This window comes from Pseudomonas sp., assembly GCF_049590575.1.
GTDB lineage: Bacteria > Pseudomonadota > Gammaproteobacteria > Pseudomonadales > Pseudomonadaceae > Aquipseudomonas.
On sequence record NZ_JBAWDE010000222.1, the window covers coordinates 62,812 to 86,362 of the forward strand.

19 protein-coding genes are annotated in these 23,551 nt (G+C 61.6%); 14 read left to right on the forward strand and 5 right to left on the reverse strand.

Annotation, left to right across the window (positions count from 1 at the left end):
* Nucleotides 1–10 precede the first annotated feature (10 nt).
* Genes tagH through WBR57_RS15220 form a run of 7 tightly spaced genes read left to right on the forward strand, consistent with a single transcriptional unit; the run spans nucleotide 11 to nucleotide 8,812 of the window.
* The gene (gene tagH, locus WBR57_RS15190) at nucleotides 11–1,183 is read left to right on the forward strand and encodes a type VI secretion system-associated FHA domain protein TagH (protein ID WP_424084516.1); all 1,173 of its coding nucleotides are present in this window, start codon (nucleotides 11–13) and stop codon (nucleotides 1,181–1,183) included.
* 5 nt (nucleotides 1,184–1,188) lie between these two features.
* Nucleotides 1,189–1,674, forward strand: coding sequence for a type VI secretion system lipoprotein TssJ (gene tssJ / locus WBR57_RS15195; RefSeq protein WP_424084517.1), 486 nt, complete (start codon nucleotides 1,189–1,191; stop codon nucleotides 1,672–1,674).
* A gap of 1 nt (nucleotide 1,675) precedes the next feature.
* Nucleotides 1,676–3,004, forward strand: coding sequence for a type VI secretion system baseplate subunit TssK (tssK, locus tag WBR57_RS15200; protein ID WP_424084518.1), 1,329 nt, complete (start codon nucleotides 1,676–1,678; stop codon nucleotides 3,002–3,004).
* A gap of 5 nt (nucleotides 3,005–3,009) precedes the next feature.
* Nucleotides 3,010–3,873, forward strand: a complete 864-nt coding sequence (icmH, locus tag WBR57_RS15205; RefSeq protein ID WP_424084519.1) for a type IVB secretion system protein IcmH/DotU — start codon at nucleotides 3,010–3,012, stop codon at nucleotides 3,871–3,873.
* 15 nt (nucleotides 3,874–3,888) lie between these two features.
* Nucleotides 3,889–7,263: a type VI secretion system membrane subunit TssM gene (tssM, locus tag WBR57_RS15210; RefSeq protein ID WP_424084520.1), complete on the forward strand. Its 3,375-nt coding sequence runs from the start codon at nucleotides 3,889–3,891 to the stop codon at nucleotides 7,261–7,263.
* The gene (locus WBR57_RS15215) at nucleotides 7,230–7,973 is read left to right on the forward strand and encodes a PP2C family protein-serine/threonine phosphatase (RefSeq protein WP_424084521.1); all 744 of its coding nucleotides are present in this window, start codon (nucleotides 7,230–7,232) and stop codon (nucleotides 7,971–7,973) included. Before tssM ends, WBR57_RS15215 begins: the two co-directional genes overlap by 34 nt.
* Nucleotides 7,970–8,812, forward strand: a complete 843-nt coding sequence (locus tag WBR57_RS15220; RefSeq protein WP_424084522.1) for a serine/threonine-protein kinase — start codon at nucleotides 7,970–7,972, stop codon at nucleotides 8,810–8,812. Before WBR57_RS15215 ends, WBR57_RS15220 begins: the two co-directional genes overlap by 4 nt.
* On the opposite strand, the gene WBR57_RS15225 is transcribed toward WBR57_RS15220, so the two are convergent.
* A complete protein-coding gene (locus WBR57_RS15225) occupies nucleotides 8,809–9,150 on the reverse strand; it encodes a DUF6388 family protein (protein ID WP_424084523.1) in 342 nt (113 codons plus the stop codon). The two genes, WBR57_RS15220 and WBR57_RS15225, sit on opposite strands and share 4 nt — an antisense overlap.
* An 18-nt stretch (nucleotides 9,151–9,168) precedes the next feature.
* Nucleotides 9,169–9,411 carry a hypothetical protein gene (locus WBR57_RS15230; protein WP_424084524.1) on the reverse strand — a complete coding sequence of 81 codons (243 nt, stop codon included), beginning with the start codon at nucleotides 9,409–9,411 and terminating at the stop codon, nucleotides 9,169–9,171.
* Between the two features lie 247 nt (nucleotides 9,412–9,658).
* Between WBR57_RS15230 and WBR57_RS15235 the strand changes: the two genes are divergently transcribed.
* Nucleotides 9,659–11,734: a PTS sugar transporter subunit IIC/EAL domain-containing protein gene (locus tag WBR57_RS15235; RefSeq protein WP_424084525.1), complete on the forward strand. Its 2,076-nt coding sequence runs from the start codon at nucleotides 9,659–9,661 to the stop codon at nucleotides 11,732–11,734.
* Here the strand turns inward: WBR57_RS15235 and WBR57_RS15240 are convergent.
* Genes WBR57_RS15240 through WBR57_RS15250 form a run of 3 tightly spaced genes read right to left on the reverse strand, consistent with a single transcriptional unit; the run spans nucleotide 11,731 to nucleotide 15,005 of the window.
* On the reverse strand, nucleotides 11,731–12,564 hold the full coding sequence (locus tag WBR57_RS15240; protein ID WP_424084526.1) for a metal-dependent hydrolase: 834 nt from the start codon (nucleotides 12,562–12,564) through the stop codon (nucleotides 11,731–11,733). The genes WBR57_RS15235 and WBR57_RS15240 overlap by 4 nt on opposite strands.
* A gap of 15 nt (nucleotides 12,565–12,579) precedes the next feature.
* Nucleotides 12,580–13,470 (reverse strand): SDR family NAD(P)-dependent oxidoreductase, encoded by an 891-nt coding sequence (locus tag WBR57_RS15245; RefSeq protein ID WP_424084527.1) that lies wholly within the window; start codon nucleotides 13,468–13,470, stop codon nucleotides 12,580–12,582.
* Nucleotides 13,467–15,005, reverse strand: a complete 1,539-nt coding sequence (locus WBR57_RS15250) for a flavin-containing monooxygenase (RefSeq protein WP_424084528.1) — start codon at nucleotides 15,003–15,005, stop codon at nucleotides 13,467–13,469. The genes WBR57_RS15245 and WBR57_RS15250 overlap by 4 nt, the downstream gene beginning before the upstream one ends.
* A 264-nt stretch (nucleotides 15,006–15,269) precedes the next feature.
* Between WBR57_RS15250 and WBR57_RS15255 the strand changes: the two genes are divergently transcribed.
* The 6 genes from WBR57_RS15255 to WBR57_RS15280 all read left to right on the forward strand — a co-directional run bounded on the left by WBR57_RS15255 (nucleotide 15,270) and on the right by WBR57_RS15280 (nucleotide 23,469).
* The gene (locus tag WBR57_RS15255; RefSeq protein ID WP_424084529.1) at nucleotides 15,270–16,268 is read left to right on the forward strand and encodes an alpha/beta fold hydrolase; all 999 of its coding nucleotides are present in this window, start codon (nucleotides 15,270–15,272) and stop codon (nucleotides 16,266–16,268) included.
* Nucleotides 16,269–16,574: 306 nt separating this feature from the next.
* Nucleotides 16,575–17,855: an alkane 1-monooxygenase gene (locus tag WBR57_RS15260; RefSeq protein WP_424084530.1), complete on the forward strand. Its 1,281-nt coding sequence runs from the start codon at nucleotides 16,575–16,577 to the stop codon at nucleotides 17,853–17,855.
* Between the two features lie 133 nt (nucleotides 17,856–17,988).
* Nucleotides 17,989–18,483 (forward strand): alkane oxidation protein activator PraA, encoded by a 495-nt coding sequence (gene praA, locus WBR57_RS15265; RefSeq protein WP_424084531.1) that lies wholly within the window; start codon nucleotides 17,989–17,991, stop codon nucleotides 18,481–18,483.
* A gap of 132 nt (nucleotides 18,484–18,615) precedes the next feature.
* Nucleotides 18,616–19,110: an alkane oxidation protein activator PraB gene (praB, locus tag WBR57_RS15270; protein WP_424084532.1), complete on the forward strand. Its 495-nt coding sequence runs from the start codon at nucleotides 18,616–18,618 to the stop codon at nucleotides 19,108–19,110.
* Between the two features lie 132 nt (nucleotides 19,111–19,242).
* The gene (locus WBR57_RS15275; RefSeq protein ID WP_424084533.1) at nucleotides 19,243–20,697 is read left to right on the forward strand and encodes an outer membrane protein transport protein; all 1,455 of its coding nucleotides are present in this window, start codon (nucleotides 19,243–19,245) and stop codon (nucleotides 20,695–20,697) included.
* A gap of 246 nt (nucleotides 20,698–20,943) precedes the next feature.
* Entirely contained in the window at nucleotides 20,944–23,469 is a 2,526-nt protein-coding gene (locus WBR57_RS15280; protein ID WP_424084534.1) for an acyl-CoA dehydrogenase, read from the forward strand.
* Nucleotides 23,470–23,551: the final 82 nt, after the last annotated feature.

Here is a 23,551-nt window from a genome sequence, read left to right on the forward strand (position 1 = left end):
GAGTCCCGCCATGCAATTAGTGTTTGAAGTATGTGACAACGCGAGCGGTGCAGCGCCCGCGCGCAAGCTATTTGACTGTGTTGGTGGCGTGATCGGCCGAGGGCTGGGATGTGACTGGATCATTCCCGACGCTCAGCGACTGATCTCCAGCCACCATGCTTTGGTGAGTTTCCGCGACGGCCGCTACTTTCTGACGGATATCAGCAGCAATGGGATTGGTGTGTCAGGCAGTGTGGAGCAGCTGCGCAAAGGGCAAGCGCGACTGATCAATGAAGGCGATGTGTACCGATTGGGATCGATGGAGATTCGTGCCCGATTGCTGCGGGATGAGCAGCCTCGATTCGCTCGCAGTGACACGATACCCAGCGATGCGTTTCTGGGGCTCGATCCCGTTCAAGCACTCGAGGTGGAACAACGACGCGTTGAGTCATCGCAAGAGCTCGAGGCGTTGGACACGTCAACCCGGTCGCCTGCCCAGCCGTTGCGTGAAGGTGCCGTGGACCGCGACCACCTGGTTGTACCTCAATGGGCTGAGCCTGCCAGGGAAGGGGGATCGCCACTGCCCGAGCCCTTTGCACCCGCAGCTTCGGCAGGCTTCTGGTCAGAGTTCGGCGAGGCTTTGGGTATGCGCTTGGAAACGCTCGACACGCCGGGGCGCGAGGCACTGGCGATCCAGGTGGCGGGTTTGCTCAGGCAGGCAGTCGAAGGGTTGCAGCAATGCGTTCGAACCCGAGATGAGCTCAACAGTGAAGTGAACCTGGGTTGGAGCACCCCGACGCCCAGGGCGCATAACCCCTTGAAGGATGGCGCCGATACCCAAGCGACGTTGGCATCGTTGCTGGGGGCTGGCGAGTCGGGCCAGCTGCCTGCCGGGCTGGCGGTCGCCGAGGTCTGCCGGGAGTTGCAAGTCCATCAACTGGCCCTGGTAGTAGCGTGTCGTGCTGCGATGCGCAGTGCACTGGCGGCTTTTGCGCCAGGCCATCTGTTGTTGTGCTTCGAACGCGAGGGCAACCCGCGACGCATCCTTACCGACGGCGGCCATTGGCGGGCGTACCAGCGTCATTACCGCCGACTGAATGACGAGGCCGACCTGGGCGAGCAGCTTTTGCGCAGTGACTTTACCAAAGCCTACGAGGAGCAGGTGCGCCTGGTCTCCCTATTGCACACTGTGTACCCGGGATAATGTCCATGTATCGAACCACCGCTGCATCATTGTTGTTAGCGCTGTGCCTGCTGGTCGGTTGCAGCAGCCTTTCACCTTTTTCGACCCTGACCAAGCTGGACCTGACAGTGACGGCCAGCGACGAGGTCAACCCGGACCTTCATGGGCGTCCCTCGCCAGTGGTCGTGCGCCTGCTTGAACTGCGGCACCCCGTGGCCTTCGAGAATGCCGATTTCTTCAGCCTCTATGCGCGGGCCGAACAGACGCTGCCCAAGGATTGGATCAGCAGCGAAGAGCTGGAGATGCGCCCTGGTGATCGGCTTGCGCTCAAGCTCAGTGTCGAGCCGCAAACCCGCTATGTAGGCGTGCTGGCGGCGTACCGCGATCTGCCCCATGTGCAATGGCGGCTGGTACTGCCTGTCGCTTCCGAGCAACTGACGCGTGCCGACCTGGTGCTGGACCACACAGGTGTTCGCATCGATACCTCTGCAACCCGCAAGACGGAGGATTGAGATGCAGGTCCATAACGTCATATGGCAGGAAGGCATGCTCCTGCGGCCCCAGCATTTGCAGCACAGCGATCGTTACTTCCACCAGCAGCTCAACCGTACTCGCCTGCTGGGCAGTGACACTTGGGGGTTCCTGACCCTTGAGGTCGACGTACAGTACCTGAGCCTGGGCAAGGTGGTTGTCAACCAGGCCAGCGGGGTATTGCCGGACGGCAGTCTGTTCGAGCTGAGCGGTACGATGGAACCCTTGGTGCTGCAGGTGCCTGTCAACGCAGGCCCGCAAGCCATATACCTGGCGTTGCCGCTGGCAACCGAGCATCAGATTGACGCGCGCAGGCAGGAGCAAAGCGATGTATTGGCACGCTACGTGGCGTGGGAAACGCAGATCGGCGATTCCAACGCCGGTGCTGATTCCCGCTGCCAGATCAACTGCGCGCGCCCGGACCTGCGCCTGTTAGTGGGCGAACATTCCAGTGATCCCTTCTACGTGAAGCTTCAGGTTGCCCAAGTGCTGGAGTCGACCCGCGACGGCGGCGTGAAGCTGGACACGGATTTTGTACCGACGTTTGTCTTCCTTCAGGGCACTGGCTATGTGGCGTCGTGCATCAAGGAAGTCATCAGCCTGCTGGCAACCCGCGGTGATGCGATTGCCGAGCGCATCCAGGGTGCGGGAAAATCGGCGGGTGCGCAGGTCGGCGACTTGTTGATGCTGCAACTGATCAACCGTGCCGAGTTGACGTTGCGCCACTATTTGAGCCAGAGCCAGGTTCGTCCAGAGGCATTGTACCGGGAGTTGCTGTCGATCCTTGGCGAGCTGTCGACATTTGCCATCGACAACAAGCGTGTGCAATCGGTAGTGCCTTACGTGCATGGCGACCAGGGGGCAAGCTTTCGTGGACTGATGGGCGGCATTCGCACGGTGCTGTCGCTGGTGCTCGAACAACATGCGCTCGAACTGACCCTGCAACCGCGCCAATACGGCGTGCTGGTGTGCCCGGTTAGCGATCTGAAATTGCTGGGTACAGCGACCTTCATTCTGGCGGCAACCGCCCAATGTGATTCGGAAGAGCTGCGCCATCGGCTGCCGGCACACTTGAAAATCGGCACCGTGGAGCGCATCCGCGAGCTGGTCAACCTGCATCTTGCCGGCATCAAGGTCAGGCCTCTGCCGGTAGCTCCGCGACAGATTCCGTTCCACGCCGGCAAGACCTATTTCATGCTCGAACTCAGTGCCCGCGACATTACCCAGTTGGAGCAGTCGGGTGGTTTTGCCTTCCATGCCAGCGGCGAGTTTGCCGAGCTGGAACTCAACTTCTGGGCCATCAGGAACTGAACGCCATGACGATGAACAGTGAGTACGCGCAGGACGAAAAAACCGTGTTGCTTGACCGTGAGGGGTTCGGTCCGGCGCAGGGCGCGGTGACGGATTTTCCGCTGCCGCCGCGGTTCGAGCAACTGGAAGACCGCATGATTTACACCGCCCGGCTACAGGGCTCACTTACCTTCAACCTGGGGGCCAACCCCTTGGTAGCAGCGGCGTGGGAACTGCTGGCGCAGGTTGTCTTGCTCAAGACAAGTTCGGGGCGTGAAAACCTGCAGGCCCTCAATGATCGTTTTTCATCGGGCATCTCGACGTTTGAAACACACGCCTTGCACCAGGGTGTCGAGGCGGCGCAGGTGATGTCTGCGCGGTATGTGTTGTGCAGTGTGATTGACGAGGCGGTGGTGACCACGGCGTGGGGCAGCCGTAGCGATTGGTCGAGGACCAGCCTGCTGAGTCGATTTCATAATGAAACCTTCGGTGGCGAGAAGGTCTTCCTGTTACTGGAGAGGCTATCGCGTGATCCCGTCAAACACGTGGCCATGCTCGAATTGATGTACCTGTGCCTGTCGATGGGGTTCGAAGGTAAATACCGCGTGATGGAGCGGGGCGTGGCTCAGCTTGAAGCGGTCAGTGATGCCCTTTACCGACAGATCAGACATGTACGCGGCGACCGACTTTCAGTGACTGCACCACCCGGTACAGGGCAGAAACCCCAGTCTCGGATAGGCAACCTTTCCGCCCCATGGGTGGCAGTGGTGGGGCTGGCCTGTGTGCTGGCGATGTACCTGGGATTTGCCTGGGTACTTGGCAACGAACGCATGACGTTAATGCAACTTTTCCAACCTTTGGCGTCGGACCAGGCTCAGACGCCCTTGTAACGCAGAGAGCAATGAATGAACGCATTCTTCAAGGGCGCGGGCACTATGCTGCGCAAAATTTGGCTCTGGAGCCTGTTGCTGGTGCTTTCCATTGCGCTGCTGGTGTGGTTTTTCGGACCGCTGCTGGCGGTGGACGACCACCGGTTCTGGCAAGGCGCGACGGCGCGCTTGCTCACCGTGAGTGGTTTGTTCCTGCTGTGGGGGTTGGCGATGGTCGTCGTCGACGCGCGTCGCGGTGCGCGATTCAAGCAGCCTGAACATCAGGCGCGTTACCAGCGCCAAGACCTGGTCAACGACGAACGGAAACAGGTCCGGTGGCGGTTCAAGGAGGCGCTGCAGACCCTGAAAACGTCTCGCCGCTACGGTGAGCGCGGCGAGCGTTGGCGTAACGAGTTGCCCTGGTACTTGTTGATCGGGCAGCACGGCAGTGGTAAGACCCGATTGTTGGCCGCCAGCGGCTTGCAATTTCCGCTTGATCGGGTCGAAGCAATACCCCCGGCCGCAACCGCCTTTTGTGAATGGTATTTCGCCGACGAAGCCGTTCTGGTAGAGACCACGGGGCGCTACCTGACCCAGCCAGACCACGCCGTGGACGCAGCGGGCTGGTCGACGTTGCTCGGCCTGCTCCGGTCGCGGCGCCGGGTGCGCCCTTTGAACGGCGTGGTGGTGACGCTCTCGGTGGATACGCTGCTGGGAAGCAATGAGCACGACCTGGAGCTTCATGCACGTCAGGTACACAGTCGCTTGCAGGATATCCAGCAGACGCTGCATGTGGATGTGCCGGTGTATCTGGTGTTGACCCAGGCTGACCGGTTGGCCGGGTTTGCCGAGTTCTTTGATACACCACAGGGCGACAGCCTGGACGACGTGCTGGGCGGGTGCCTGGTCCCTGGCAGCGCTGGAAGCGAGGCTGCCAAGGTACGCGAAACGTTCGAGACGCTGCTCCAGCGCCTGGGAGCAGAGCTGATTCCTCGTTTGCACCAGGAGCGCAGTGTCGAGCGCCGTGGCCGGATGTTGGATTTTCCGCGGCAGGCGGCCCGTATCGGCGAGCGCTTGTGCCTGTTTGTCGAGTCTGCGTTTGGCGCCAATCGCTCTCAACGTATCAATGGATTGCGAGGGTTCTACCTGACGTGCGCGAAGTCGGGCGATACACGACCGCACTTTGTGCAGGGGCTGTTCAGTCGGGTGATTTTTGCCGAGGCAGGCCTTGCCGGGTTGCATACCCCGGAACGCCGACGCCTGCGTCGGCGTCAAGGGCTGTTGGCGCTGGCCGCAACCGTGGTCATCGGTGCAGCCGGGTGGTTATGGGCAAACAGTTATGCGTTCAACCATCAGCGGCTGGTGCAACTGCAGGCTTTGAGCAAACCCCTGCCGCCCGCCGAGCCCGGTTCGGATGCGCTCCTGGCGCTGCTGCCGCTGCTGGACAGTCGTCTGGCAGCCACGCAGGTATTTGCACCCGTGGCAGACGCCCGCTGGGTTGATCGGGCCGGACTGTATCAAGGCGACGAGGTTCGAGCGCCGCTGGCCGAGGCCTATGCGCAAACCCTGCGCGAGCAGCTACTGCCGCAGGTGGCGGTCCTGCTTGAAGGCCAGGTGCGGGCCGACCTTGGCGAGCGCGAGCGGCTACTGGACAGCTTGCGCGCGTACCTGATGCTCAACCTGCGCGAGCGTCGCGATACGACGTGGCTGGCGGAGCATTTGGCAGGCCTCTGGTCCGCACGTTTTGCAGCGGATACGTCGGCGCAGAAGCGTTTGAACAAACACGTTGCGCAGCTGTTTGAGCAACCGTTTGCAGCCCCCTTGAACGATGCGCTGGTGGCCCAGGCACGCCAGGTGCTGCGAGGGGAGTCGCTGGCGCAAGCGATCTACCGGACACTGCGCGAAGAAGCGCGCAGCCTGGAGCCCTACCGCCTCGCTGATGGCGAAGTGTTCGCCAGGCTTGAGCCGCCCATACCGGCGTTCTACACCAAAAAGTATCTGCAGTATTTCGAAAAGCAGGGCCCTCGGCTGGTCAATGCCATTGCCCAGGATAACTGGGTGCTCGGCGAAGGCACCGACCTCAGTGCCATGGAGTTGCGCAGGCTGATGCTGGAACTGGAACAGCGTTACTTCAGCGAATACGCCGAGGTCTGGAGCCAGGCCCTCGGCCGCATCCGGTTGCAGCAAACTGACAGCCTGGGGCAGGGCGCCAACCGGCTCGCGGGCCTGACGTCGGCCGATTCGGCGTTAGTTCGCCTGTTGCAGCAGGTCCGTGAAAACACGCGTTTGGTGCCGACGCCTGGGCGGCTTGAAGCCGCCGGCGAGCAGGCTGGAGGGGTGATTGCCGCGGCCTCAAGCGCGCTGAGCAGCCAGTTACCGAGCCAGGCCGCGCCGGATGCTGCCCGACGTGCGTTACAGCGTCGCTTCGAACCGTTGCATCAATTGCTTGATGAGGAGCAGAACCCCGGCGCGGAGTTGACGCAGGCCTTGCGCCTGCTGGACGACTTACACCTGCAGTTGTTGGCGCTGGAGCGGGAGAGTCCGCCTGAGCAAGCGGCATTCAGAATGGTCAAGCAGCGCATGGACGGGCAACTGCCGCAATTGAGTTCTCTGCGTAACGCCGCTGCGCGTTTGCCTGCTCCGCTCAAGGCTTGGTTCGACGAAGTGACCGACGACACCTGGAGCCAGTTGCTTGATGGTGCCTATGCGCATGTGAACCAGCGTTATCAAAGCGAGGTGTATGGCGTGTATGCCAAGGCGATCCAGCGGCGCTACCCGTTCGAGGCCCATGCCGCCAGTGATGTTGCCTTGGGCGATTTCCAGGAGTTTTTCAAACCTCGGGGCGCCATGGCACGCTTTTATGAGAGTTATCTGAAGCCGTTTGTCAGCGTCGAGGGCAACCGTTATCGACTGCGCGCTCTGGACGGTCGCAGCTTGCCAATCTCGCGTTCACTGCTGGAGCAACTGAACAAAGCGCAGATGATTCGCCAGGGGTTTTTTACCGAGGATCAGGGTGAATGGGCCGTGCGCTTCACGCTGGCGCCCTATAGCCTGGACCAGGCGGTCAGCCGGGCGATCCTGCAAGTCGGCGACCAGGCGCTGGAGTATCGGCATGGGCCCATCGTGCCTATAGCGTTCCAGTGGCCCAGCGAAACGGGCAACAGCCGCAGCAGCCTGGTGCTGGAGCGAGGCGCGGAGCGGCCGCTGGGGATCGAAAAAAACAACGGGGACTGGTCATTGTTCCGCTTCTTTGACCTGCTGCAAAGTGAATCCGCCAGCGGCCGGGATGCCTACCTGCTCAAGGCTGACCTGGCCGGCCTGCGCGCTAATTACCTGCTCACCAGCCAGCGCAGCCCCAGCCCGTTTCAGATGGCGGCATGGCGCACGTTTCGCTTGCCGGAGCAGCTGTGAGCCAGGCGCACACCTGGCGCAGCGCCGGGCGTACGCTGCAAGGCAGGCAGCGTGCGCGTAACGAGGACGCGTTTCTCGATTGCCCGCAACGCGGTTGCTGGGCCGTCGCCGACGGGATGGGTGGCCACCAGGCCGGGGATATCGCCAGTCGTTCGGTGGTCAGCAGCCTTGCGTCGTTACCGGGCCTGGGTACTTTCGAGCAACGAATCGAAGCGGTCCGGCACTGCCTGCGAGGGCTCGACACTCAGCTGGGAAAGGCGCTGGCGCAAACGGCGATCGTCGGTAGTACCGTGGTTGCGCTGCTGCTGGAAAACAACCGCGCAGCCTGCATCTGGGCCGGGGACAGCCGCTGTTACCTGTGGCGAGGGCAGCGCCTGTATCAGCTTTCACGGGACCATTCGCTGCAGCAACAGTTGATGGATAAACAGCACTTGAGTCTGACGCAGGCTCAGGCTTATCCGGGCGCAAAGGCCTTGACCCGCGCGATTGGAGCCCCGCAACCCCTGAGCCTTGAGGTACTTGAACTCAACATTCATCCTGGGGATGTGTTTCTGTTATGCAGCGATGGCCTGTACCAGGGCGTCAGCCATCGCGAGCTGGGCGGCGCCATGAGCCTGGATACGCCACGGCAAGTGGTGGACCAATTGTTCGGCCACGTGCTGCGAGGCCCTGCGCGGGATGACCTGACCGCCGTGGTCATCCAACCATGACCGAGGAGGCAGCACTGCCGAACCTGCTCGCCGGTCGCTATCGGCTGGAACGGGTCCTGGGCACGGGCGGCATGGGCGTGGTCCATCGCGCCAGGGACCTGCTGCATGAGGCGTTCGGCGAGCCCAGCGCCAGTGTGGCCTTGAAAATGCTCGGCGGGCGTTTATCCGCGTGCCCCGACGCTCACGTCCTGCTGTACAGCGAGTTCGCGATGACCCGCAGCCTGCAGCACGCGCACGTGGTGCGGGCGTTTTCGTTTGAGGTCGACGTCGACCACCAGTTGGCCTTTTTCACCATGGAACTGATGCATGGCATGACCCTGGACCGCATGCTCATGGAGTGCCCGCAAGGGATGCCTTGGCCGGCGTTGCAGCCCCTGGCGCTGCAACTGTTGGATGCATTGGCCTACGCCCACCGGCAAGGCGTGCTGCATGGCGATGTGAAACCGGCCAACGTCATGCTGGGTGAGAAGAGGCTGCGTTTGTTCGATTTTGGCCTGGGCCACGCCGAGGCACAGGCTGCCGCCGGGTTGCCCGGCTTGAGCCGCAGCCGCTTGAGTGCCTGGACACCGGCTTATGCGGCGCCAGAACTGCTGGCTGGCGGTGCACTGTCGGCCAGTACCGACCTGTATGGCGCAGCGTGCGTACTGTATGAATTGGCCGAAGGCCGGCGCCCCGGTGAGCGGCAGACCGGTCAGCGACTGCCTCGGCCGCCTCGACTGCCGAGGCAGTACTGGCCGGCGCTGCGTTCAGCCTTGGCCATGGACCCGGAACGGCGCTGCATCACCGTCGCCGAGTTGCGCGAAGCCTTGGCGGGTCGACAGCGGCACTGGTTCCTCTAGCCTTGGCCTGAACCCGCCAAATCATGCAGTTTGCAATATTCATCCCAACTCAACCCGGCCATCTGCGCCACTTCGCGGTGCACTTCAAGGCGTTGGGTTTCAAAGTCTTCAGCGCAGTCCGTGGTCAGCTTGAGTGTCAACTCCCAGGCAAACAGACCCAGGCGTTCGGCTTCGGCTTCGAAGGCTTCATGCAGGCGTTCGGCGCGGTAGTGCGCGAGGGTTTCGCCCTTGGCCTGGGCGGCGAGCGGGTTCAGGGTGTCGAGTTCAGCTGCGACCTCGGGATGCTCATTCAAGAATCTGTCGAGGGCGCGCTGGTGGTTATCGCCGGGTGGTGACAAAGCGGTACTCCTGGTAGGTCAGGCTCCGTGTTCGGGGCGGTGACGGGTTTCGCGGCGCTGGTGGCGTTTGCGCAAGCGGCGGTGTATGGATTTTTGCATCGGCGCCAGTAAAAACAATAGCACGTAGGCGATAAGCACCAATGTGAGGTCCAGCCAGCCGTTGTCGGTGGGGCCGGCGAATTCCCGGGCTGCAAACAGTAGCGTGACCGCACACAGCCAGAGCAACGCGTTGAGCAATAACGGGCGTAATGTGTCGTGCATGGTAAATGGACCTCCTTGGTGTCGGGCTCCCACTCCTTCAGGAGGAAAACTACGCCGATAGCCTATATATTGCGGTGGCGCGCATGGCTGGCACAGATCACGCCTTCGCGCACAAACCGCAACGTCATGATTGACTATAGCCTGCCTTGGCAAAAGGCTTTCGCTCACCGCATCAGGACGTGTAGCGTTACCCAGGGTTTTCAGGCCTGCCAACCACGGGCAGGGTGCGATGGGCAGAGGAACGGTCATGGCGCAAACGCTGTTCAAGCTTTTCTTTACCCAACGCCTGGCCGCCTTGGCCAGCACCGAGTCGCTGCGTGCAATTCGTGAAGGGTTGCTGTGGATCCTGCCGTGCCTGCTGGTGTCGGCCGGTTTTTTGATCCTGTCCGAATCCGCCAGGGTGCTGGGCTTCGACCCCTCGGTCGTGACGTTCCTGGCGGGGCTGCACAACCAGATCAGTTCGGTGATACCGCTGCTGGTGGCCGCGTCGATCGGGTATATGTTGGCGATCCAGCACCGCCTGCCGCAACTTCCGGTGGCGTTTCTGTGCCTGGCGCATGTGGTGGTGGCGACGTTTATCCTGCGTGAATACCCGCGGGCGTCGGCCACCTTCGTGCTGTTTATCGCGATTGCCTCGCCGCTGCTCAATGTGCCGGCGATTGCCTGGCTGCACCGTCACCGCTGGACCCGCCTGGTCAACGAGGAACTGGTGGGGCACAACCTGCGGGGCGCGATCAACATGGTATTGCCGGGGATCATCACTGCCCTGGGCTTGGTGCTGGTGCTGTCGCTGCTGCTGCAGGTGCCTTATGTGGCGCAGTTGCAGGGGCCACAGGTGCTGGATGCGCTGGAGTCGCCCTACGGCAGCGGGTTGTTCGTGACCCTGATGAATTCGCTGCTGTGGTTTTTCGGGATCCACGGCGTGTACGCCATGCAGCCGCTGTTCGATGTGCTGGACCAGGCGGTGGTGCTCAACAGCGCAGCGCTGGCGGCGGGCGAACCGATCAAATATGTATTGAACAGCGGCCTGCTGGGCAGTTTTGCGTTTATCGGCGGCTCGGGCGGCGCGTTGTGCCTGTTGCTGGCGATCCTGCTGTTTTCCAAGAGCAAATCCATGCGCTTGCTGGCGATGGCGAGTGTGCCGCTGTCGCTGTTCAACGTCAGCGAGGTGCTGCTGTTCGGCTTGCCGATCATCCTCAACCCGCGCCTGTTCATCCCGTTTTTGCTGGTGCCTGCGATCAATGCTCTGTTGGCGCTGAGCGTGGTGGGCATGGGCTGGGTGTCACCGGCGGTGGTCAGCGTACCGTTTACCGCGCCGGTGTTGCTCAACGCCTACCTGAGTACCCACGGTGACTTGGCGGCCGTCGCGCTGCAAGTCGCGTTGTTGGGCCTCGGCACCTTGGTCTACGCGCCCTATGTGCGCGCGATCCACCGCCAGGCCACCGAAGGCGGCACGGTGTACCTCAAGTCCCTGGACATGACCTTCCGTGGCCTGGAAGAAAAAGGCCGGTTGCGCGAGCTGGACCCGGTGCTGGCGTCCCACAAGCACTTGGCGCGCCAGGCCAGCGAACTGAGCCATATCCAGCAGATCAGCGACTACGAGTTCTACCTCGAATACCAGCCGCAGGTCTCGACCCGCACCGGGCTGTGCACCGGTTGTGAAGCGCTGATGCGCGCCCGCGATGCCCAGGGCACGGTGCACTCGCCGTGGGAATTTCTGCAGTGGCTGGCCCAGGCACAGTTGATGCCGGACGTGGATGTGTGGGTGGCGTCCCAGGCGGTGCGCCAATACCTGCAGTGGCAGAAGCTGGGTTTTGCACTACCGATGACCATCAATATCTCCAGCGCCACTCTGACCGATGCCACCTATGGCGAACGCCTGGTGGAGATCCTGGCCCAGGCCCACGGGCAAGTGTCGGTGGAAATCACCGAAGACGCGCTGGTCAGCGACAGCCAGGCCACGCGCCGGATTATCCAGAAGCTGCAGGCGATCGGCGCCAAGGTGTATATCGATGACTTTGGCACCGGGTTTTCGGCTTTGAGTTACCTGCACCAGTTTCCGGTGGACTTTATCAAGATCGACCGCAGTTTCGTGGTGGCCCAGCATGACCCCAAGGGCGCTCTGGTGATGACCGGCCTGCTGCGCTTCTGCGAGGCGCTGAACCTGGGGGTGGTGGTGGAAGGCGTGGAGACCGCCGAGCAGTTGGCCTTCCTGAATACCGGCGCCGAATTGTTTATTCAAGGCTGGTACTTCAGCAAGGCGCTGCCCGGCGATCAGTTGCAAGGCTTTGTGCGCGAGCGCGCAGCCATGGCCCAGGCCTAGTAGCTGCGGCGGGTGTTTTCGATGTCCTCGACCAGGCTGTCGATGCGTGCCAGGCGCGCGCGGTTATCGTGGTCCCAGGGGTGGAAGCCAGGTTTGAAGTAGTGCAGCCACGGCACCGCCATCCGTGGGAAAACCCCCTTGGGCCCGTACAGAAACTTCAGCATGCGCCAGAAGCCCTTGAGGAACCCGACAGACTTGCGGTCGGCAATCAGCAGGCGCAGGTGAAAATCCAGGACCACCAGCCAGAAAAACACCGTGGTGGTCAGCATGGTGCCGGTGCGCAGCAGGTAACGTTTGGGCCCCGGCTTGATCACCGCGTTCCACACATCAAAGGCCACCGCCTTGTGTTCGGTTTCTTCGAGGGCGTGCCAGTACCACATCTGCTGGTAACCCTTGAGTGAATCGCCAAAGCGCGACGGGTCGCTCAGCAGGATTTCCGCCAGCATCGCCGTGTAGTGCTCCAGGGCAATGGTGATCGCCAGGTTGAACGACGGCGCGAAGTGTTTTTTTTGCAGGTCGAGGATGAATTTCAGCCGGCGATCCAGGGTATGCGCCGGCAGGCCAGCGGCTTGCAGCAGGTCGTTGTAGGCGACGTGCTCACGGCTGTGCATGGCTTCCTGGCCGATAAACCCCTGGATCTGTTTTTTCAGCGCCGGGTCTTCGATGCGTTGGCGGTAGTGGCGCACGCTGTCCATGAAAAACAGCTCGCCCTGGGGGAATAACAGCGACAGTGCGTTGAAAAAATGCGTGATGAACGGCCCTTGCTCGTGCCAGTTCTTGATGCGCTCGGCGGGCAGGTCGAAATGAATATCGCGGCGGATCGGCAACATGCTGCGTGCTCCTGTTCAGAGGCGGGACTCGTCGTTGGTTTCAAACACCGGCGTGCGGGGTTTGGGCGCCATGCGCTTGCTGGCAAACACCACCAACGCTTGATAGGCGGCCGGCAGGCAACGCGCGAGCAGGTCGAGGCAATACGCGTCGCGGCCAATCAGCACGCGGCGTTTGTTTTTGCGTACGCCGTGCAGGATGACCTTGGCGGCCTGGTCGGCGTCGGTGATAAACAGTTTTTCGAAGTCGGCGCGGGCCTGCTGTTCGCTGTGGATCAAAAAGCCGGTCATGTTCGCGTCGATGCGGCTGCTGCGGCAGATATCGGTGCGGATGCCACCGGGGTGCACGCAGGTCGCCGAGACGCCGCAGCGCTGCATATCGAGTTCCTGGCGCAGGGATTCGGTAAAGCCGCGCACCGCAAATTTGGTCGCGTTGTAGCCGCTCATCCCGGGTTGGGCAAACAGGCCGAATACGCTGGAGGTGTTGATCACGTGGCCGTCGCCGCTGGCTTTGAGGTGCGGCAGGAATGCCTTGGTGCCATGCACCACGCCCCAGAAATTGATGCCGACGATCCATTCCAGGTCGGCGTAGTCCACGCCTTCCACGGTGCTCGACAGCGCCACCCCGGCATTGTTGAACACCAGGTTGACCTGGCCATGCTCGGCGACGCAGCGCGCGGCCCAAGCCTCCATGGCCTGGCGGTCGGACACATCCAGTATTTGGGTGGTGACTCGCACCGGCGCCAGGGTCGACACGTTGATCAACTCGAGCGTCTGCTCCAGCCCCTGGCTGTTTTTATCCGCCAGCGCCAAGTGGCAACCTTCGCGTGCCAGGGCCATGGCCAAGGCGCGGCCCATGCCGGACGCGGCGCCGGTGATCGCCGCCACGCGGCCGTTGAATGACTTCATGACAGGCTCCCTTCAGCAGTGGTGTGGGATGTAGGCACTCGGCGTACGGGCGGTTCGACCGCTGCCAGGCTGACCTTGTAGTCCTTCAGCGCAAAGTGGCGCGTGACTTGCTTGAAGCGCCAGGTCGAACCGGGCCACAGGGTGGTGTTCTTGCCGGTGCGCGGGTCGAGGTACCAGCTTTGGCAACCGCCAGTGTTCCAGATGGTGCGTTTGAGCTTGTCCTGCAACTGGGTGTTGTAGGCGCTTTCCACCTCGGGCTTGACGTCCACGCTGGCGAGGCGATGCCGCTGCATGTGCTTGAGCGCATCGAGGATGTAGGTCACCTGGGCCTCGATCATCAGGATCATCGAGTTGTGCCCCAGGCCGGTGTTGGGGCCCACGATCAGGAACAGGTTGGGGTAGCCCGGCACCGTGGTGCCCTTGTAGGCATGCGCGCCGTCGCGCCAGGTGTCCATCAGGTCGACACCGTCGCGGCCAATGATGCAGTTGCGCGGCAGTGGGTCGGTGGCCTGGAAACCGGTGCCGAAAATCAGGCAGTCCGCCGGATGCTTGATGCCGTCGGCGGTGATCACCCCGTCGGCTTCGATGCGCTGCACAGGCTCGGTCACCACCTCGACATTGCTGCGCGACAGCGCCGGGTAGTAGTCATTGGAAATCAGCACGCGCTTGCAGCCGATGGTGTAGTCCGGCGTCAGGGTTTTGCGCAGGGAAGGGCGGGCGACTTGTTGGTGCAGGTGGCGCAGGGCGATTTTCTGCACCATTTTCATCAGCCGTGGGTGCAGCGCAAAGCCCACCACGCGGCCTTCCAATGCCCAGTAAAACGCGCCGCGCACCAGGCGCTGGGTGAAGGGCAGGTGCTTGAACAGCCAGCGCTCGGTCGCTGAAACCGCGCGGTCGGGCTTGGGCATGATCCACGGCGGGGTGCGCTGGAACAGGTCCAGGTGCGCCACCTGCGGCGCAATCTGCGGCACGAACTGAATGGCACTGGCCCCGGTGCCGATCACCGCCACGCGTTTGCCCTTCAACGAATAGTCGTGGTCCCACTGCTGGGAATGGAAGCTTTTACCCTTGAAGCTCGTGAGCCCCGGGATATCCGGCAACGCCGGGCGCGACAACCCGCCCATCCCCGACACCAGCACCCGCGCGCTGACCTGCCGGCCATCGCTGAAGCTCAACTGCCAGCGTTGTTGCTGCGCATCGAACACCGCGCGTTCAAGGCCCATGCCGAAGCGCAGGTAGGGCGCCAACTGAAAACGCTGGGCGCATTGCTCCAGGTAAGCGCGGATTTCCGCTTGCGGCGCGAACTGCCGCGTCCAGTCCGGGTTGGGTGCAAAAGAAAACGAGTACACATGCGACTGCACATCGCAGGCACAGCCGGGGTAATGGTTGTCGCGCCAAGTGCCGCCAAGGGTATCGGCCTGCTCGGCGACGAAGAAGTCGCTGAACCCAGCTTCCTTGAGCTTGATGGCCATGCACAGGCCGGCAAAGCCGGAGCCGATGATGGCGATGTCGATTGAATCGTTGTGGGCATTCATAGGCAGTTTCCTGTGCTCCTGCTTTTTGTTGTGTCTTTTAGATAGAACACCATTGCAAAGGAAAATTGAATTAATTATTTTAAAAAAGATTTTAAATAATCTACCTGAAAATATCGCCTACGCTAGCCTTGGGTTGTTCATATGCGACTTGTCCGACGGACGAGCAGGGTATGCACGCAGTTCAGGTCCAGGGTGTGGACGATGGCTGAGGCCTTGATCAATTCCGGTCGGGCCGCCAGCGGCAGGGAAGCAGAGGACCGAGCTATGGCTGTTGAGTGGGTTATTGCTGCGGCGGTGTTTATCGGCGTCAGCGCCGTGCTGTGGGGGGTCAGCCGCTGGATGACACGGCGGATTGAAACCACCGTTCCGATCAACGGGCGCTTTGTCGAGGTCGATGGCGAGCGCTTTCATTATGTCGACGAGGGCAAGGGCCCACCGCTGGTGATGATTCACGGGCTGATGGGCAGCAGCCGCAACCTCACGTATGCCTTGTCCGGCCAGTTGTGTGAGCATTTCCGTGTGATCAGCCTCGACCGTCCGGGGTCGGGCTATTCCACTCGCCATACGGGTACTGCGGCGGACCTGCCGGCCCAGGCTCGGCAAATCGCGGGCTTTATCAAGGCGCTGGGCCTGGACAAGCCGCTGGTGCTGGGGCATTCCCTCGGCGGCGCAATCGCCCTGGCGCTGGCCCTGGACCATCCCGAGTCGGTCTCGGGCCTGGTGCTGGTGGCGCCGCTGACCCATCCGCAGCCGAGTTTGCCCGTGGTGTTCTGGTCGCTGGCGGTGCGACCGGGCTGGCTGCGGCGCTGGGTGTCGCACACCCTGACCCTGCCCATCGGGCTGCTGACCCGGCGCACGGTGGTCAAGGGGGTATTCGCACCCGATCCGGCCCCCGACGATTTCGCCACCCGTGGCGGCGGGCTGCTGGGCATGCGCCCGGACAACTTCTACGCGGCCTCCAGCGAAATTTCCCTGGTCAACGATGACCTGCCGGACATGGTCAAGCGCTACCCGCATCTGACCCTGCCGATTGGGTTGATTTACGGCGCGCGAGACAAGGTGCTGGACTTTCGCCGGCACGGCCAGGCCCTGGCCGACAAGGTGCCTGGGCTGAAGCTGCAGGTGGTGGAGGGGCGCGGGCACATGCTGCCGATTACCGCCACGGCACGCGTGGCGGAGGCGGTGCAGCACGTGGCCAAGCGCGTGCGGCCGGCCGAAACTGCCACGGTTTTGCAGCCGCCCTTTGCCCTGGCGAGTCAATGAGGCTGACCCCCGACGCGCAGGCGGATCGCGCAAATGCTTGCCCTAGAGACCTGACCAAACGACTGAAAAAGAGACTGCCGGGTCACGTTCAAAAGGGTTGGAAAAAGTAGTTGACGACCTAACGATTCCGCGCTATTTATTTAAAAAAATATTTCAATATTTATTTTGAAATGATTTTTGAAATGCCTAAGAGCGAATAAAAATGAAAAAAACGTCTTTTATCGCATGGTTGATTTCCCGGAGCTTTCAACGCTCCCTGAACCTGTATTTTGCGTCCCTGCCAACCCGCCTCTCCCGGAGGCTGCCATGAACCCGACTGTGGCAGCGCCAAGCGCGTGGGCTGATGGCAAGCGTCACCTGTGGTGGCTGGGCATCATGCCGCTGGCCACGCCGTTGTTGTCGGGCGCGCTGGCAATCACCACCGGCGTCCAGCAACTGTGGTGGGTCGGTGTGCTGGTGATTTTCGGCCTGATCCCGCTGATCGACGGCCTGCTCGGTGAAGACCTGAGCAACCCGCCCGAATCCGCCGTCAACCACCTCGAATCCCAACGCTACTACCGCTGGATCGTCTACACCGGCGTGGTGTTCGTTGTCTCATCGGTGGTGATCACCGGCTGGCTGGCCGCCGGCGGCATCGACTGGATCATTCGCGGTGGCCTGGTGCAGGCGGCGGCGAACCTGGACCCTTCCAGTTGGCTGGCGCACGCGGCCAGCTACCTCACCGCGCGCACCCAGCTGCATGGCGAGCCGAGCTGGTTCACCTACCTGGGCATGGCGATGTCGACCGGCGCCGCCACCGGCATCGCGATCAACACCGCCCATGAACTGGGGCACAAGCCCAACGCATTGGAAGTGTTCCTGGCCAAGGTCACCCTGGCGCCGACCTTCTACGGGCACTTCTACACTGAACACAACCGTGGCCATCACGTGCGCGTCGCCACCCCGGAAGACCCCGCCAGCTCGCGGCTGGGCGAGAGTTTCTGGGCCTTCCTGCCGCGCTCGGTGTGGTTCAGCGCCCGCTCGGCCTGGAACCTGGAGCGCGAGCGCCTGCGCAAACTCGGACTGCCGGCCTGGCATTGGCAGAACGGCGTGCTCAGTGCCTGGATGTACAGCGTGGTGTTGTGGGGCGCGATGATTTACTGGCTTGGCGCGGCGGTGATTCCGTTCCTGATCATCCAGGGCATCTACGGGTTCTCGTTGCTGGAAGTGGTGAACTACGTCGAGCACTACGGGCTTAAACGCCAGAAGTTGCCCAACGGCCGTTATGAACGCTGCTCGCCTCGGCACTCATGGAACAGCAACCGTATTGTCACCAATATCTTTTTGTTCCAACTTCAACGGCACTCCGATCACCATGCCAACCCCACCCGCAGTTATCAGTCGTTGCGTCACTTTGATGAATCGCCGCAACTTCCGTATGGCTACGCGAGCATGATTGTGTGGGCGTATGTACCGTACTTGTGGCGCCGCCGCATGGACCATCGAGTCCTCAATCATTATGCCGGGGATATTACCCTGACCAATCTTCAACCTTCACAACGGTTGAAGTACCTGGAGAAGTACAGCAACAGTGCCAAGCCTTTTTAATCTGAAGTAACACGCGGTTGGCGAACTCGGGGCCTGTGTGCCGCGCAGGCCTCTTTCGCCCGAGGTTTACCGAGTTAGTTGCACGTCATTTGTTTGACCCGGACAACAATAATTAAAGGGAAGGACGTACACCATGCAATCACCTGCCAAGTTCACTGCCCCTATCGTGTTAGCCGCGCTGGGCCTGATCGTCTATCACCAGGCCCAGGCCGCGCGGATCGAACCGGCCGGCAGCGCCTTTACCGCGCAAGGCCCGATCAGCTTCTCCAAAGGCGCGCTGATCAGTGCCGACTGCACCATCAAGGTGGCCGGCAAGGTCGCGGCAGACGGCTCTTCTGTCAATGTCGACAAAGTTGAATTCGACGGCGGCCTCAAGTGCAGCCGGGTCGAAGCCATCAACTTGCCCTGGGTATTAGTTGCCAAGGATACCAAGAGCGGTTCCATGTCGAAGATCAGCGTGGATGTTCACGCGTTTGGCCTGGGCGGCAAGTGCGGGCCTTCCACCGCCGAGGGTACTTGGGATAACGCCACCGGCAAGTTGGAAGCGGCCAATGTACCGATTGGCGAAGACTGCAAGATAAAAACGGTGTCGATCAAGATGCCGCCCACCTTCAAGGTTGTTGAATAAACGTCAGCTGTTTCAGCGGTAATCGAATTGAAATTTGGCTGGAAAGGGAAGTTCTGCAGATTCACCGTGACCTCTCGTTCATGGCCATTACCCCTGGCGAAATGACTTCGCCATAACATGTGAGGAAAAACAATGAAAAGCTTGAAAACCCTCGTATCGTTGTCTGCTTTGGCTGTTTGCATGGGTGCTGCTTCGATGGCGAATGCCTACAGCATCTCTCCCGTCAGTACGAGTTTCACCGCGCCAGGCACCATCTCGGTGAAGTCGCCATCGTCCTTCCAGGCCACCGTTAACTGCGGTGCCACGTTTACCGGGAATGTCGATGCGACCGGCGTTGCCAAGATCACCGGCGTGGCGGTCACCGGTGGTGGCCTGTGCGCACTGCCTCAAATCACCGGTCTGCCTTGGACCTTGACCGCCACCGGCGCCGCTGTCGGTTCGGTGACAAACGTGGGTTACACCATCGCCAAGTCGGTTCTGTACCCAGCCTCCAATTGCGGTCCTTCCACTATCGCCGTGGGCTACAGCGGCGGTGTGCTGACCGCTTCCAACCAGACCCTGAGCGGCAGCTGCACCGTGGTGAGCCTGAGCGTGACCCCAAGCCCTGCACTGACCATCGTGCCTTGATGGCCGCGTGAGAACGAAGGGCTGATCACCCGTTGAAAAACTGGCGCCTGTAGCGGGCGCCAGTTCATGAAGTGCAAGCCGCAAGACGAACCGGCAGGGCTGGCTCAGAGAGATAACAATAAGGAGTGCCGCATGAATAATAAGAAACAACATGTGCAGGTTTGGTTGGGGCTGGCGTTGATAGGCGGGGCAATGGTAACCGTGCCCGCACAGGCCGGCGGCTTTTCCACGCCCACCTACGGCGCGCCAGGCTGGGGCCGCGCGTTCGCTGGCGGTTCGCTGTTCAAGAACGACCCGAGCTCGGCGTACAACAACCCGGCGGCCATGGCCTTTGTCGAACGCAACGTCGCGCAATTCACCGTCGACTACGCGCGCATCAAGATCAAGTACAAGGGCGATGCCTCTGATTATGCGGGCAACCCGATTTCCAGCACGCCGCTGGATGCCGATGGTTTCCCGGATGGCACGGCGACCACGCTCAATAACAACGACGGTGGCCAAGGCGGCTTTACGGCCTGGCTGCCGACCGGTTTCATGGTCATGCCCCTGGGCGACCGTTTCGCGTTCGGCTTGAGCCAGGTCGTCCCGCAGGGTATGCGTTCCACCTGGGATCAGGACTCGAAATTGCGCGACTTTGCCGTGGACACCAAAATCGAAACCGTAGGGTTGACGGGCTCCCTGTCGTTCAAAGTCAACGATCAGTTTTCCATCGGCGGCGGTGTGATCGTGCAACACAGCAAGGGCTTCGTCAGCCAGAACATCGACTTGTTATCGGCTGCGGCAGTGTCCGATTCGGAGCTGGGCGGAATCAATTTTCCGTCGGATGTCGGTAGCGCACTGATGCGCGTCAAGGTCGATAACGTTTCGGCAGGCTGGTTTACCGGCATCGTCTGGAAACCCACCGATCAAGACACCCTGGGCTTGAACTACCACGCCAAGATCAAGAACAAGATGACCGGCAAGTACAACATCTACGCCGATCAGTTCTCCTACAACCTCATGACGCAACCGAGCCCCTTCGGCGGCACCGGTACGTTGGTGAGTACGGCTTATCCTGGGCTGGAACTGCACCCCGACGGCGCACATGCCAGCGTCAACCTGGACATTCCGGCTACCGCAGGCCTGGACTGGGTGCACCAGTTCAACGATCGTTTCACCCTGGGCGCGAGTGTCGCCTGGACAGAGTGGTCGTCGTTCAAAGACCTGACGCTCAACTCCGGTGGTTCGACCATCGTGTCGATTCCCTACAACTACAAAAATACCTGGATGTACTCCCTCGGCGGCGATTTCCGCGCCACCGATGAGCTGACCTTGCGTGCCGGTGTCGCCATTGACCAGACGCCCACCCGCAATTCGACCCGTGACCCACGGATTCCAGATGGCGACCGTACGTTCCTGTCGCTCGGTGCTGGTTACGATGTGAAGGCTATCAAGGGCTTGAGCCTTGACGTTGCTTACTCCCATCAGTTTGTGCAGGAAGTGAAACTGAAAACCAAAAACGTTGATCGCCTGGGGGAGGCGAGCCTCAATGGTAAAGCCGAGTCGTCCGGCGACGTGGTCAGCCTGTCGGCCACCTACGCGTTCTGACATCAAGGGAAGGGTGGAGGAGGGTACCAAGCGCATCTTGTTGCCTTCCCCATTCTGTAAGGAAATCCGTGCTGTTACTTGAGCAGGCTGACCCCTTCAGCCCGCTATTTTTTCGCCCTGGCATTAAATAAAAATTTCAAAACAAAATTTGAATTTAGCTTTCCAAGTTTGTAGTGTGGTTTACGTCGCAGGTCATTTCGACCTCGCGCACGCGTGCCACGCCCTGAATCGAGTAGAGGTATCCCCATGGTTATCTGGTTATTGGTGGGTTTCGCAGCGGCGATTGCCCTGGCGTATCGACAAGCGGCCGCCACGTTGTGGCTGGGCGCTGGCCTGGTCTGGCTGGCGCTGGGCTACCTGTTCACTGTGGTCGCCGGGTTCGGTGCTACGGTCGCGGCACTGCTGGTGGTACTGCCGGCGTTGTTGATGACGATTAAACCGCTGCGCCGCACCTTGCTGACCAGCAAGGCCCTGGGCCTGTTTCGCACGATCATGCCGGCGATGTCCGACACCGAGCGCGCGGCCATCGAGTCCGGCACCGTGTGGTGGGACGCCGAGCTGTTCAGCGGCAAGCCCAATTGGAAGCGCTTGCTGCACGCCGCACCGGCGAGCCTCAGCGCCGAGGAACAAGCCTTCCTCGACAATGAAGTGGAAACCCTGTGCGACATCGCCAACGACTGGGAAACCACCCAGGTCTGGCAGGACATGTCGCCCGAAGGCTGGCAGTACACCAAGGACGCCGGCTTCCTCGGCATGATCATTCCCAAGCAGTACGGCGGCAAAGGCTTCTCGCATTATGCGCATTCGCAGGTGGTGATGAAGCTGTCGACGCGCTGCTCGGCGGCGGCGATTTCGGTGATGGTGCCCAACTCCCTGGGCCCGGCCGAGTTGCTGCTGCATTACGGCACGGATGCCCAGCGCAACTACTACCTGCCGCGGTTGGCGCGGGGCGAAGACATCCCGTGTTTTGCCCTGACCAGCCCTTATGCCGGCTCGGACGCCGGGGCGATTCCCGACCTGGGCATCGTCTGCAAAGGCCTGCACGAAGGTCAGCAAGTGCTGGGTTTCAAAGTGACCTGGGACAAGCGCTATATCACCCTGGGCCCGATTGCTACCGTGCTCGGCCTGGCATTCCGCGCTGAGGACCCTGAAGGGCTGCTCGGCGCGCCCGGCTCGCTGGGCATCACCTGCGCGCTGATCCCGACGTCCCACCCAGGCGTGAACAGCGGGCGCCGTCACTGGCCGCTCAACGCGGTGTTCCAGAACGGTCCTACCACCGGCAAGGATGTATTCATTCCGCTGGAGTGGGTGATCGGCGGCCGTGAGCAAGTCGGCAACGGCTGGCGCATGTTGATGGAATGCCTGGCCGCCGGCCGCGCGATTTCCCTGCCGTCGGCCAACGTCGGCCTGGGCAAGGTCGCGGTGCGCGGTACCACCGCCTACGCGGCGATGCGCAAACAGTTCGGCCTGCCGATCGGCAAGTTCGAAGGCGTGCAGGCACCGTTGGCACGCATGGCCGGGCACTTGTACGCCTGCGATGCGGTGCGCAAGGTCTCGGTGGCCTCCCTGGACGCAGGCGAGAAACCCTCGGTAATCTCGGCGATTGCCAAATACCACGTCACCGAGCGTGCACGAATGATCGTCAACGACGGCATGGACATCGTCGCCGGCAAGGGTATCTGCATGGGGCCCAACAATTTCCTGGCCCGCGCCTACCAGCAAAGCCCGATCGCGATCACGGTAGAGGGCGCGAACATCATGACGCGCTGCCTGATCATCTTTGGCCAGGGCCTGATCCGCTGCCATCCCTATGTGTTCCGCGAAATGGAAGCGGCGCGCAACCCGGACCGGCGCCAGGCCCTGGAAGCCTTCGACAGCGCGATGTTCGGCCATATCAGCTTTGTGCTGGCCAACACCGTACGTGCGGCGGTGCATTCCCTTACGGGCGGGCGGTTGATTTCTGCGCCGTCCAAGACCGACCCGGCGCTGACGTCCTACTATCGCCAGGCTAATCGGCTGTCGGTGGTGTTGGCGCTGATCTCGGATATCTCCATGGGCGTGCTGGGCGGTGCCCTCAAGCGCAAGGAAAGCATCACCGGGCGCCTGGGGGATATTCTGTCGCAGCTGTACATCCTGTCCTGCGTGCTCAAGCGCTTCGAGGATGACGGCCGGCCCCAGGCGGATCTGCCGCTGGTGCATTGGGCGGCCCAGGACGCGTTGCTGCGCGCCCATGAAGCGCTGGCCGAAGTGCTCGATAACTACCCCTCCAAAGCCGCAGCGGCGGTGGTGCGCGGCTTGAGTTTCCCGTTCGGCATTCCACTGCGTAAGCCCTCGGACCGGTTGCTGGCCCAAATCGCGGATGTGGTACAGACACCTGGCGAAACCCGCGATCGTCTGCTGGCCAACTCCTACATTCCACGCCCGGAAATCGACAAGCTGGCCTACGGCGAATTGGGTTTCCGTCTGTTGCCGCAAGTGGAACTGATCGACGCGCGCCTCAAGCCTGCGGTCAAGCAAGGCCTGCTCGAACCGATGCCGATCTCCGCCAGCGCCTTTACCGCCTGGCGCGTCAAGGCACGGGCGCAGGACCTGATCAGCGAAGACGAAGACGCCTTGCTCGCGCGCTACGTGGAATACGCCGACCACGCCATCCAGGTAGATGACTTCCCGCAGGACTTCGGTTTGCTCGAGGCGTTGCAGCAGCGCAAGCAGGCGCTGGAACCGGCCACCAAGCGCCGCACCAGCCAAGCCGAAAACGCCTCGGTCAACTAGGAGAAACGCGCTTCAAGTGTGGGAGCTGGCTTGCCTGCGATGGCATCACCTCGGTGTATCTGCAAGACCGAGCCGTCTGCAT